This window comes from Nonomuraea sp. NPDC050691 (genome assembly GCF_040654455.1).
GTDB lineage: Bacteria > Actinomycetota > Actinomycetes > Streptosporangiales > Streptosporangiaceae > Nonomuraea.
The window spans coordinates 1-11,468 of the sequence record NZ_JBFAIA010000224.1 but is presented as its reverse complement, the minus strand read 5'-3'; the positions used below and the strand labels follow the sequence as shown (position 1 = coordinate 11,468).

Sequence of the window (11,468 nt, the reverse complement as noted above, 5' to 3'; positions counted from 1 at the left end):
CCGCTACGACAAGCGCGCCTACATCTTCCTGGGAACCGTCACCGTCGCCGCCTTGGCTATCTGGCTCCGGACCTGATCCAGGAAACAGCTCCTAGGCCCCGTCCCCGGCCTCGGTGTGCGGGACGAGGCGGGTGATCTCGTTCAGGGCCGTACGGGCGGAGGCGGCGTCGTGGACGCGGAACACGCGCGCCCCGAGCAGCGCCGACACCGCCAGCGTGGCGATGGTGCCCGCGTGCCGCTCCTCGACGGGCAGGCCGCCGAGCGTCTCGCCCACGAAGTCCTTGTTGGACACGGCCACCAGCACCGGCCAGCCGGTGGCGGTCATCTCGCCGAGCCTGCGGCTGACCTCCAGCGAGTGGTAGGTGTTCTTGCCGAAGTCGTGGGCCGGGTCGATGAGGATCGACTCGCGCGGCACGCCGGCGGCCACGGCGGCGCGCGCCAGGGAGACCGTGTGGCCGACGACGTCGGCCACCACGTCGGCGTAGGCGACCCGGTGCGGCCGGGTGCGGGGGGCCGCCGGGCCCGCGTGGGCGCACACCAGCCCGATGCCGTGCCGCGCCGCCACCTCCGCCAGGCCCGGGTCCGGGCCGCCCCAGGTGTCGTTGAGCAGGTCGGCGCCGGCGCGGGCGACGACGTCGCCCACCTCGGCCCGCCACGTGTCGACGCTGATGACCAGCTCGGGGTGCCGCTCGCGGACGGCCTCGACCAGCCCGGCGACCCGGCGGATCTCCTCGCGCGGGTCCACGTCCTCGCCCGGGCCCGCCTTGACGCCGCCGATGTCCACGATGTCCGCGCCGCCCTCGACGGCCCGGTCCACCGCCTCGACGGCCGCGCCGAAGCCGTAGGTGCGTCCCTTGTCGTAGAACGAGTCGGGCGTTCGGTTGACCACGGCCATCACCGCGTACTCCCCCGGCCCGAACGTCCGGTGGCGCAGCCGCAAAGTGCTCATCAGGGGCGAGCGTACCGCGCACCGGGCCGTCACCCGTCCGGCTGCGCCCGCGTCCTCAGCCACCCATCCCGATCTCCCCTCGCCCTGACACCCCTTGCTCCCGCCTTCCCCTTGGCCGGGTCCCTTTTGCTCCCGCCCTCCCTTGGCCCGGTCCCCCTTGCTCCCGCCCTCCCCTTTGCCGGGTGCCCTTGCTCCCCGCCCTCCCCTCGGCCGGACACTTCGTGCGCGACCGGACATGCCTTGCGTCCGCCCGCCACCGGGACACCCTCGCACCCGCCCCCGGGCCGCACACCCCACGCCCACGCCTCGACCGCACGCCCCCTCCCCGGTTCTCGCCGCGCGCTGCGCCGTTCCCGCGACCGTTCCCCGGCGCTGTTCCCCCGGGCGCGGTTCCCCCGGCGCTGTTCCCCCGCCGCTGCCGGCGCCCGCCTCCGGCCCCTTCAAGGCCGAGTGCCGGGACCGTTCCAGAGGAGGCCGGCGCGGGCCGGGCGTTTCACGGGGACCGTGCCGGAGGGCTGAGCCGTCATGAACGACGGGCCGGCGGAGCAGAGAGGACGGCCGAGGCGGCCGGCCGGCCGTTGGTGCGGAGGAAGGGCCGTGCGGGTCGGGCGGGGCCGTTCCGAGGGGCGCCGCACCCGTGGCGGCGTGTGGCCGGGGCAGGAGCCACACGTCGGGAGGTGCGAGGCCGGAGAGGCGCCGTAGCCGGGAAGGCACGGGGCCGGAGGAGGCGCGGCACCGGAGGAGGTCGGTGCCGGCGGCGGGGCCGGAGCCCTGCGGGAGGGGTGAGGGGTGAGGGATGGAGAGGTCCGGGCGGTGCCGTCAGGCGGCGGAGCCCTTCTCGGCCGTGGACAGGAAGTCCTGGGCGATGAGCGGCAGGCGGCGGCGGGCGTGGACGACGGCGATGACGCGCCGGACGGCGGGTTCGAGCGAACGCACCACGAGCCCGGCCCGGCTGGCCTGCTCGGCCATGCCCCGGTACCACAGCAGGGACGCCTTGCCGCTGCGCACGGCGTTGAGCCAGCCGTTGCGCTCGTCGGTCTCCACGACCACCACCGGATTGACGGAGTACTTGCCGAACATCGCGTCCAGCTCCCTGCGCCGGAGGCTCCCGCGGGCGGGCAGCGCCAGGCGCATGCCGTCGAGCCGGCCCATCGGCACCGGGTTCGGCAGCTCCATGCCGGGAGGCGAGATCAGCACGATCTCCTGGCGTTCCAGGGGATGGGTGATCAGGTCGGCCGGCACGGGCAGGTCGGTGAGCCCGAGGTCGGCGCGTTGCTCCCGGATGGCGTTGACCACGGCCTCACGTCCCTCACAGCGGACGATCTGGACGCGGACGCCGGGATGCTCGGCCGTGTAGGCCGGCAGGAGGCGCCCGGCGAGGCCGGGTTCGAGGGTGGGGGTGGAGGCGATGCGCAGCTCCGTGTCAGCGGAGCCGGCATGGCTGGCGAGACCTTCGATCTCGTGGACGGCGTCGAGCGCCTCCCTCGCCAGCTTCACCACCCGGCGGCCCTGGGCGGTGACCACGACACCGCGTCCGGACCGGGCGAAGAGCGTCAGGCCGAGTTCGCGTTCCAGGTCCCGTATCGCACGCGAAAGCGCAGGCTGTGCGATGTAGAGCGACCTGGCCGCATCGGTCATGGTGCGGTGCTCCGCAGTCGCGACCACATAGCGGAGCTGCTGGAGGTTCATGGCAAAGAAGCTAGGACACCACCCGCCGGCTGGTAGGGAACATGACGGAGATCACCTCGAATGATTTCGGACCGTAACCGAGTGCTGTCACATCCGTGACGGGTGATAAATCAGTATGCTTCTGCCCCAAATTTGGCAAAGCTCCGGCCAGCGACTTCCCAAGTCGCGCATTACGGACAAATGACCAGCGGGGGAGACAGCGTGACAGGCAACGGGCAGCATCCCCCTGCGCCCCAGGAGCCCGGCCAGCCCCAGCGGCCCCCCTCGCTCCCCTGGCCGCCTCCCGGCCACCGCCGCCCGGACGGCCAAGCCCCTCCGCCGCCCCCGCCGGGCTCCCACCAGCCTCCTGCCGACTGGCCGGGCGCCGGTCGGCCCGCCGAGTGGCCGAACGGTCAGGGGCCGTCCGCGCCGCCGCAGGGCGGCACACCCTACGGGCCGCCGTCGCCCCCGAGCGGTTCGCCGTACGGGCCGCAGTCGCCGAGCGCGCCGCCGTACGGGCCGCAGTCCCCGAGCGGGTCCCCGTACGGGCCGGGACCTCAGCCGTGCCCGCCGCATGGCCGGCCGCCCGCGCCGCCCCAGTCTCCGTACGGCCAGCCGCCCGCCCCCGCCCAGCCCTCGTACGGCCAGCCACCCACCCCCGCCCAGCCTTCATACGGCCAACCGCTCGCGCCGTCCCAATCCCCGTACGGCCGGCCGCCCGCGCCGCCCCAGCCCTCGTACGGCCGGCCCACCGCCCCCGCCCAGTCCCCGCACGGCCGGCCCACCGTGCCGTCCCCAGGCATGCCCCCGCACGGTGGAACGCCGTACCCGCCCCAGGCCCCACCCCAACAGGCGCCTCCTCCCGGCGGCCCGGCATGGCCTGGGCAGCAGCCCCCTCAGCAGCCCTACCCGCTGGGCCAGGCAGGCGGGTACCAGCCGCCCTCGCCCCCGCACGGCTGGCCGCAGCAGCCGCGCAGGAAGCGGGGCATGTCGGCGGCCGGCGTCGTGGGCCTGGTGTTCGGGTCGGTGGCGGCGCTGTTCGTGCTGCTCGTCGTCGGCACCGTGGCGTTCAGGAGCTCCTCCGGCACCGACACGACCACGCCTGTCGCCATCCCCACGTACGAGCCGCCGGCCTCGCGGCGCACCACGGACCCGGACCCCAGCGCCACCCGGGCGCGGCCCACGCAGGCGACGGAGACGAGCACGCCCGAGGAGACGGTCACCCCGCCGGCCCAGGTCAAGGTGGACCGGAGCCTGCGGACGAACTCGGTCTACCGCGGCGGCTCGCTGCCGCGGCTGAACTGCCCGGCCGGCAACGCGAACGTGTTCGACCACGCTCAGCTCAAGGCGCTCATCCTGAAGACCGGCGCGTGCATGAACCGGGCGTGGAAGCCGGTCCTGGAGAAGCAGGGCATCCCGTTCAGCCCGCCGAACTACGCGATCGCCGCCAAGCGCGGCAGGGGCGCGTGCGGCGACTACCCGCAGCCGGGCGGCATCGTCCCGTACTACTGCCCGCGCAACAACACCATCTACGCCTCCACCTCGGCGATGGCGCGGGGCAACGGCAGGTCCCGCGGGTACGGGCAGATCCTGGCGTGGAACGGCGGGATCATCAGCATGATGGCCCACGAGTACGGCCATCACGTGCAGAACCTGACGGGCCTGATGGACTCCTGGTGGGAGAAGACCCTGGACACCGGCGCCAGGAGCGGCAAGCTGGCGCTGAGCCGCAGGCTAGAGCTCCAGGCCACCTGCTTCGCGGGCATGTGGATGCGCTCGGTCGCCACGTCCTACCCGGTCAACACCTCCAACCGCGCCCGCCTGTTCTGGCTCTACAGCCAGGTGGGCGACTACCCGGGCTACCCGCGCGACCACGGCTCGCCCCCGAACAACAACCGGTGGTTCCGGCAGGGCTGGGAGCGCAGCCAGACGTACCAGTGCAACACCTGGATGGCCCCGTCCACGGCGACGTCCTGACGTCATACGGCGTTCATCTCAGGTTGAGCACATGTCTCGGTTGTCCCTATATGGGGACTAGAATCCTGGCAATCTTGTGCCCAACGGGGGGCAAAACCCAGTTTTGCCTGGTAGGCGTGAAGGAGCCGGTGTGAGCAAGCGCGATGGGGTAGACACCGCGGCGGGGGGCGGGAAACGGCGCCCCCGCCGTCCTCGCGCGGCGTCCGGCGCCCGGCCGGGCCCCTCCGCTCAGGAGGGCCCCGAAGCCCTCGAGGGGCCCACGGGCGGCCCCGAAGGTGACGCGGCACATGACGCCGCGGAACCGGTCGCGCCGGGCCGGGAGCGGCCCTCTCGCGAGGACGCCCGTTCCCGGCAGCCCCGCCGCTCCGGCGTGAACGCCCCGGGAGGCGACGACCACCCGTCCGGCGGTAGAGGGGGAAACGCCGGGCCGGGCGCGCCGGGCGGCAAAGGCGGACCGGGTGGCAAAGGGCCGGGCGGCAAGGGGAGCCGGGGCCCGGGACGGCCGGGCGGCGCCGCGCCGCGCTTCGCCAGGCCGCTGAACGCCGGCTCCATCCTCGGCTGGACCGCGCTGTCCGCGATCGTGCCCGGCGTCGCGCACCTGCGCGCCGGGCACCGCCGTACCGGCCTGGCGCTGATCGGCGTGTACGCGGTGCTGCTGCTCGCCGCCCTGGCCTACTACCTGGTGAACGGCCTCGAGGGCTTCACCGGCCTGGCCGACACCGACGCGATGCTCACGGTCGTCGTGGTCGCCTCGCTGGGAGCGCTGAGCTGGTTCGCCCTGATGGTGACCTCGTACGTGGCGCTCCGCCCCAACCGGCTGAACCAGCAGGGCCAGATCCTCTCCGGCATCCTGGTGGGCGTGCTGTGTGTCGCGGTGATGGCGCCGTTCGCGCTGACCGCGAGCAGCGTGCTCGAGTTCAAGAACACCGTCCACGCCATCTTCCCCAGCGCGCCGGACGATCCCGGCATCGCGCCGATCAAGACGGCGGATCCGTGGAACGGCGCGAACCGGGTCAACTTCCTGCTCATCGGCGGTGACGCGGCCGGCAACCGGACGGGCGTGCGCACCGACAGCATGACGGTGGCCAGCATCGACATCCGGACGGGCAACACGGTGCTGTTCAGCCTGCCGCGCAACCTCCAGCACGTGCGCTTCCCGCCGACGTCCCCGCTGCACAAGCAGTTCCCCCACGGCTTCATGGCCGAGCTGCCGAACGGCGGCCTGCTCAACGAGGTCTGGCAGTACGCCAACGACAACCCGCAGCTCATGGGCGGCCGCAACAAGGGCCCCCGGGCGCTGATGGACGCCATCGGCCACACGCTCAACCTCAAGATCGACTACTACATGCTGATGAACATGTTCGGCTTCGCGGACCTGGTGGACGCCATCGGCGGCCTGAAGATCCGCGTCGAACAGGACGTGAAGTGGGGCGGCCACTTCGGCACCGCCGGCACCATCAAGGCGGGCTACCGGAGACTGACCGGCGAGCAGGCCCTGTGGTACGGCCGCTCCCGCGTCAACAGCGACGACTTCTCCCGCATGGGCCGCCAGCGTTGCGTCATCGGCGCCTTCGCCAAGCAGGCCACGCCGGCCAAGATCCTGACCAACTTCAGCAAGATCATGGCGGGAGCGAAGCGCCTGGCGCAGACCAACATCCCGGAGCCGCTGCTCAAGCCGCTGGTCGATCTGGCGTTGAAGGTGAAGAACGCCAAGATCACCAGCATGCAGTTCGTGCCGCCGGACTTCTGGCCGGGCTCCGCCGACTGGGTCAAGATCCGCCGGTTCGCCGCCAAGGCGCTCTCCGACTCGGTCAAGCCGCGCAGCGCCCAGGCGGCCAACGTCAGCGCCTCGCCCGGGACGCCCACTGCGGGGTCGCCGACCTCGTCGAGCCCGGTGACGGCCGCGCGGCCGACGCAGACGCCGACCCGCAACGGCTCCCAGAAGACGGCCAAGACGCTCGAAGAGCTCTGCGGCCTGTGACGCCTCCCGGCCTCCCCGTCCATGATCGACGAGGGAGACGCCGCCCCAGGCCCTCCCGGCATTCCCTCCCGGACGGACGAGGGGAGGCCGGACCCGTTCCAGCCGGAGACCGCCTCAGCCGGGGACCGCGTCAGGCGGAGACCGCGCCCCGCCGGGGCAGCAGCGCGAACGCGCCCAGGTAGAGCACGGCCGCGACGATGAGCAGCCCCTTGTAGCCGATCACCAGCGCGAGGTACTCCAGGCAGCCGCCCACCATCGCGCCCAGCAGGTTGGCCCCGAACGAGGTCGTCGCGTCGGCCGTGTCGGCGAACCGCTTGGCGAAGACCACGTTCGCCGCGAAGATCGGCAGGAACGCCACCGTGACCGCGGCGACGGCCCGCAGCGGCAGCGGCAGGGACAGCAGCCACGTGTTGGGCACCAGCCAGGCCAGCAACAGGCCCGCGAGCAGCACGCCGTACATGACGGGCAGGGGTGGGGTGCGGAAGCGGCGCGTCACCTCGACGGCGGCGAGCACCGCGACGAGCACCCCCGCGAACACCACGGCGTTGACCACCCACGTCGTGCCGAACAGCAGCGCGAACCCGGTCACGCTCTTGGTCTCCAGCAGCAGGAACCCCACGCCCAGCAGGAACAGGTCGGCGTACGGGCGCATCCGCCGGTAGGGGCCGGCCACGGCGCGGACGGCGAGCAGGCTGACCGCGAGGACCAGCCCCAGCGTGATGAGGTAGATCGGCGGGATCGTGCGGTCCCTGAGGTAGAGGAACGGCCGGTCGTCGCCCGCGGGCGGCGGGGTGGCGGGGGGGGGGCCGGGCGGCATGTCGCCGCCGGCCGCCGCGGACGGCCGGGCCTGACGGGCGTCAGGATGTGACGGGCGTCAGGGTGTGATGATGGCGAGCTTGTCGACGTAGTCCAGGGTCGCCCACAGGTTGTCGTCGGAGCCGACGGCGAGCTGGAACGGCCCGGCGAGCGATGTCGGGGTCGGGTACTCGCTGACCGTCCCCGAGGTGGTCACGCTGCCGATGTTGCTGCCGACCTGCTCGGCGAACCACAGGTTGTCGTCCGGCCCGAGCGTGATGCCCCACGGGAAGCTGTTGGGGTCGGTGACCGCGTACTCGGTGAAGCTTCCTGAAGTGGTCACCTTGCCGACCCGGCCGCCTCCGTCGGTGTACCAGAGGTTGCCGTCGGGGCCCGTGACGATGCCGATGGGCATCGCGTCGTTGCTCGGGGCGGGGTACTCGGTGACGGTACCGGAGGTGGTCATCTTGGCCACGCCCTGGGCCAGCGCCTGGGTGAACCAGAGCTTGCCGTCCGGGCCCGTGGTGATCAGGCAGGGGTACGCGCCGGAGGTCGGCAGGCTGAACTCGGTGATCGTGCCGGAGGTGGTGATGCGGCCGATCTTGTTGGCGTCGATCTCGGTGAACCACAGGGCGTCGTCAGGGCCGACGGTGATGCCCCAGGGGTACGCGTTCTCGGTGGGCAGCTCGTACTCGGTGATCGTGCCGGAGGTGGTGATGCGGCCGATCCGGTTGCCGATCGCCTCGGTGAACCACAGCGCGCCGTCCGGGCCGGTGGTGATGTGCGCCGGCTCGGAGACCGCGTTGGGCAGCGAGTACTCGGTGAACAGTCCCCCGGTGGTGACCTTGCCGATCTTGTTGGCGTAGTTCTCGGTGAACCACAGGTTGTCGTCCGGGCCGCCGGTGATGCCGACCGGTGTGGACGGGCTCGTCGTGATGGAGATCTCGCTGATCGACGGCGTGCGGAGGGCCTGTGCGCGCCGCTCGGCCCGCGGGTTCGGGGTCGGCGGGTACTTGCACCGGATGTGCCGGTGCCCCGGCATGCGCTTGAGGGTCAGGCACAGCTTCACCCACGGGCGCAGGTGCTGGTTCGGGGCCGGCGGATCGGCCGACGCGACGGCGGGCAGACCGGACCCGGCCAGCAGGACCAGGACCGCGACGGGGTAGGCGACGATTCGACTGCGGAAAGGCATGGCATCCTTCCAGATCGACGAGAGAGAACGCGGCGCGGCGGACAGGACGATCGCGTGATGGCGAGCCGTCCCGCCGACGGCCCCGCGGCCGGGAAAGAAATTCCGCCCGGCGCTCCGAATGATCCTGCGCGCGCCGCCGTCCCCTAGCGGCCTCTTCGCCAGTGGCGGGTCACGTCTCCCTCAATTCATCGGCGCAACGGCCGCGATGTCGTCAGGCCACCGAATGGATGATGCTGCCCGTGTAGCCGCCCGAGATCGCGCCCTGCGGAATGTCGATGACGATCGTGGGCTGCCAGCTCGTGGAGGTGCCGGTCGGGCCCTTGGACGCCCGGAAGGCGACCACCGGGACGGTCAAGGCGACCTTCTGCGCGGCGGTGGCCTGTCCCGGGGTGCGGGTCCCGGTGCCGGTCTGCGCGGTGGTCGGGCCGGACCAGTAGGCGATGTGGGCCTTCGTGATGGTCTCCAGCCCCGAGCCGCTGCCGGTGGTGAAGTCCGTGGCGGACACGGTCGCGGTCCAGGTGCGGTTCCCCGACCGGGTGTCGTTGACCGTGATCGTGCCCAGCGAGGCGCTGATGGAGCCCCCACGACTGCCGGCGCCCAGGTTGGCGGTGTTGGGAACGATGATCTCCAGTGGGAACAGGCGCGCCTCGATCGTCGCGTGCACGGCCTGATGGGACGTGGCCCCGGCGCCGGGAACGGCGGGGACGAGCGCCAGAGCGACCGAGGTCGTCAGCGTGGAGGCGATGGCGGCCGCTTTCCTCACGTGGTGACTCCTCAAGCCTCTCGTGGGCGGGGTTGGAAAGACCGAACGCATCCTAGATCGACAACGGCGTCTCACGATGGCCGGCCGCGTTTCCCGGCGGCAAATTCATCGCCAACACATCGCATTCACGATGCGTCGGCCAGGGAATTGGGTAACGCCCTTCTTTCGTTCGCGGGCGCCCCGGAAACGGCCACCTGGAAACGCATCGGCGGACCTGAAAGGCATTGTGCCGGGATCCGTCAGATCACGGCAAAAAAACGCCAGTCACCGCGTGGGGTCACGTTCCGGACTCTCCGGTTACGCGCACAATGTGGCTCCGTGTGTCGGGCCCCGCGGTCTGGGGCGCTTCTTCGAAGGGATCGGCAGTGTTCAAGAGCCGTTACGGTGCCCTGTGGGCGGCTGTCGCCGTGGTGACCGTCACCACGGTGGCTGCGCAGCCCGCCCGGGCCGATACCTGTGCCGCGTCGACGACGTGTTCGACGACGGTCACCTTCTCCGTCAGCGCCGGCGCCGGGCTGACGATCACGGTGCCCGACGGCCCGGTCAGCGTCGGCACCGGTTCGCCGGGCGGCAGCATCAGCGGGACGATCGGCTCGGTGACCGTGACCGACGCGCGAACCGCGCTCACGGCCACCTGGGTGGCGCAGGTGTCGGCCACCGACTTCACCACCGGCGGCGGCACGCCCTCCGAGACCGTGGCCAACAGCAGGATCAGCTACTGGTCCGGAAACGCCGTCACCACCGGCACGGGCACCTTCGTCGCGGGGCAGCCGAACGCCGGCTCGGCGGTCGTGCTGGACCAGGTCCGCGTCGCGTACAGCAAGACCACCGGATCGGGCAACAACTCCGCCGCCTGGACCCCGACCATCGTGGTCGACGTCCCCGCCCAGGCGGTGGCCGGCATCTACACCGGGACGGTGAGACACTCCGTTGCCTAGCCGCCCCCTGGTCCGGGCGGCGCTGGCCACCCTCTTCGCGCTCGTTTCGCTCGGGACGTGGGCGACGCCTCCGGCCACCGCGACCGGCCCCGGCCGCGGAACGGCCGCGGGTGACAACGACGCGGCGGGCGAGAACACCATCGGCATCAGGCTCGTCGAGGTGCCCGCCAGCCGCGTCGCCGACCCGCGCGCCCAGCGCTACATCGTCGACCACGTCAATCCCGGCACCACCTTCACCAGGCGCTTCGCGGTGGTCACCGACGCGAACCGTCCCGTGCGCGCCCGCCTGTACGCGGCCGCCGCCGGCATCGAGAAAGGGCGCTTCACGTTCGCGCCCTTCGGCACCGCGAACGAGCTCAGCTCGTGGATCACGCTCGACCGTTCCGTGGTCCGCCTCAAACCGGGCGGCCAGGCGGAGGTGAAGGCCACCGTCCGCGTGCCGGAGACGGCCACGCGGGGCGAGCGGTACGCCGTCATCTGGGCCGAGGTCTCCTCCCCCGGCCCCGGCCCGGAGGGCAACGTCGCCCTGGTCAACCGGGTCGGCATCCGCGCGTACCTGGACGTCGGCCCCGGCGGGGAACTGCCGTCCAACTTCGAGATCGGCGAGATCGTCCCGCAGAGGACCGCCGACGGGCAACCGAAGATCGTGGCGGACGTCGCCAACACCGGCCACCGGGCCGTGGACCTCGAAGGGCAGGTGACGTTGTCCGGCGGGCCGAGCTCTCTGAGCGCGGGGCCGTTCCCCATCGAGCGCGGCACGACCCTGGCGCCCGGCGACCGCGGCCGCATCAGCGCGACACTCGGCGAGGACCTGCCGGACGGCCCGTGGCAGTTCAAGATCACGCTGCGCAGTGGGGACATCAGGCACACAGCTACGGGCACCCTGTCCTTCCCGGCCGAGGCCGGGACCAGCGGCCTGGCCGCCACCCTGGACTCCCCGCTGGTGCTGGCGCTGGCCGGGGCGGGGGCGCTGGCGGTCGTCGCCACGGGCGCGGCCCTCCTGGTCCGCCGCCACCTGAGACGCCGGGGGACGCTCGTCTGAGCCCGCGCCGCGCGTCAGGACGGCCGGCCGGGCCGCGTCGCGAGCGGCCGGCAGGGTTGCCTCGGCCGCCCGATCATGCTGTTCCTGGCGCTCCTGATGGCGCTCGCCATCGACAGCGGCCGGCTGTACGGGACGAGCTTCTTCCGGATCTCGGTGTTCCTGC

The 11,468-nt window shown here is 72.4% G+C and carries 10 protein-coding genes; 4 read left to right on the top strand and 6 right to left on the bottom strand.

Annotated elements, in window-relative coordinates; genetic code table 11:
- Window positions 1-91 precede the first annotated feature (91 nt).
- The 3 genes from folP to AB0H81_RS40510 form a co-directional block, all read right to left on the bottom strand.
- Window positions 92-949 carry a dihydropteroate synthase gene (gene folP, locus AB0H81_RS40520; RefSeq protein WP_358386455.1) on the bottom strand — a complete coding sequence of 286 codons (858 nt, stop codon included), beginning with the start codon at window positions 947-949 and terminating at the stop codon, window positions 92-94.
- Window positions 950-1,768: 819 nt separating this feature from the next.
- Window positions 1,769-2,638 (bottom strand): LysR family transcriptional regulator, encoded by an 870-nt coding sequence (locus AB0H81_RS40515; protein WP_358386452.1) that lies wholly within the window; start codon window positions 2,636-2,638, stop codon window positions 1,769-1,771.
- A 536-nt stretch (window positions 2,639-3,174) separates the two neighbouring features.
- A complete protein-coding gene (locus AB0H81_RS40510; RefSeq protein WP_358386449.1) occupies window positions 3,175-3,420 on the bottom strand; it encodes a hypothetical protein in 246 nt (81 codons plus the stop codon).
- 184 nt (window positions 3,421-3,604) lie between these two features.
- On the opposite strand from AB0H81_RS40510, the gene AB0H81_RS40505 reads away from it, so the two are divergent.
- Entirely contained in the window at window positions 3,605-4,594 is a 990-nt protein-coding gene (locus AB0H81_RS40505; RefSeq protein ID WP_358386446.1) for a neutral zinc metallopeptidase, read from the top strand.
- 370 nt (window positions 4,595-4,964) lie between these two features.
- Window positions 4,965-6,575: an LCP family protein gene (locus AB0H81_RS40500; protein WP_358386444.1), complete on the top strand. Its 1,611-nt coding sequence runs from the start codon at window positions 4,965-4,967 to the stop codon at window positions 6,573-6,575.
- 130 nt (window positions 6,576-6,705) lie between these two features.
- Here the strand turns inward: AB0H81_RS40500 and AB0H81_RS40495 are convergent, their stop codons facing one another.
- From AB0H81_RS40495 to AB0H81_RS40485, 3 genes are all read right to left on the bottom strand, one after another.
- On the bottom strand, window positions 6,706-7,392 hold the full coding sequence (locus AB0H81_RS40495) for a hypothetical protein (RefSeq protein ID WP_358386441.1): 687 nt from the start codon (window positions 7,390-7,392) through the stop codon (window positions 6,706-6,708).
- A gap of 57 nt (window positions 7,393-7,449) precedes the next feature.
- Window positions 7,450-8,562, bottom strand: a complete 1,113-nt coding sequence (locus AB0H81_RS40490; RefSeq protein ID WP_358386438.1) for a virginiamycin B lyase — start codon at window positions 8,560-8,562, stop codon at window positions 7,450-7,452.
- A gap of 211 nt (window positions 8,563-8,773) precedes the next feature.
- Window positions 8,774-9,325: a hypothetical protein gene (locus tag AB0H81_RS40485; RefSeq protein WP_358386435.1), complete on the bottom strand. Its 552-nt coding sequence runs from the start codon at window positions 9,323-9,325 to the stop codon at window positions 8,774-8,776.
- Between the two features lie 365 nt (window positions 9,326-9,690).
- Here AB0H81_RS40485 and AB0H81_RS40480 point away from each other — a divergent pair, with 365 nt between their 5' ends.
- Window positions 9,691-10,263, top strand: coding sequence for a hypothetical protein (locus AB0H81_RS40480; protein ID WP_358386432.1), 573 nt, complete (start codon window positions 9,691-9,693; stop codon window positions 10,261-10,263).
- The gene (locus AB0H81_RS40475) at window positions 10,256-11,305 is read left to right on the top strand and encodes a hypothetical protein (protein WP_358386429.1); all 1,050 of its coding nucleotides are present in this window, start codon (window positions 10,256-10,258) and stop codon (window positions 11,303-11,305) included. The genes AB0H81_RS40480 and AB0H81_RS40475 overlap by 8 nt, the downstream gene beginning before the upstream one ends.
- Window positions 11,306-11,468: the final 163 nt, after the last annotated feature.

Coding starts and splice junctions, on each gene's coding strand:
- AB0H81_RS40515 (WP_358386452.1), bottom strand. CDS start 2,638: ATGAACCTCCAGCAGCTCCGCTATGTGGTCGCGACTGCGGAGCACCGC.
- AB0H81_RS40495 (WP_358386441.1), bottom strand. CDS start 7,392: ATGCCGCCCGGCCCCCCCCCCGCCACCCCGCCGCCCGCGGGCGACGAC.
- AB0H81_RS40510 (WP_358386449.1), bottom strand. CDS start 3,420: ATGCCTGGGGACGGCACGGTGGGCCGGCCGTGCGGGGACTGGGCGGGG.
- AB0H81_RS40490 (WP_358386438.1), bottom strand. CDS start 8,562: ATGCCTTTCCGCAGTCGAATCGTCGCCTACCCCGTCGCGGTCCTGGTC.
- AB0H81_RS40505 (WP_358386446.1), top strand. CDS start 3,605: ATGTCGGCGGCCGGCGTCGTGGGCCTGGTGTTCGGGTCGGTGGCGGCG.
- folP (WP_358386455.1), bottom strand. CDS start 949: ATGAGCACTTTGCGGCTGCGCCACCGGACGTTCGGGCCGGGGGAGTAC.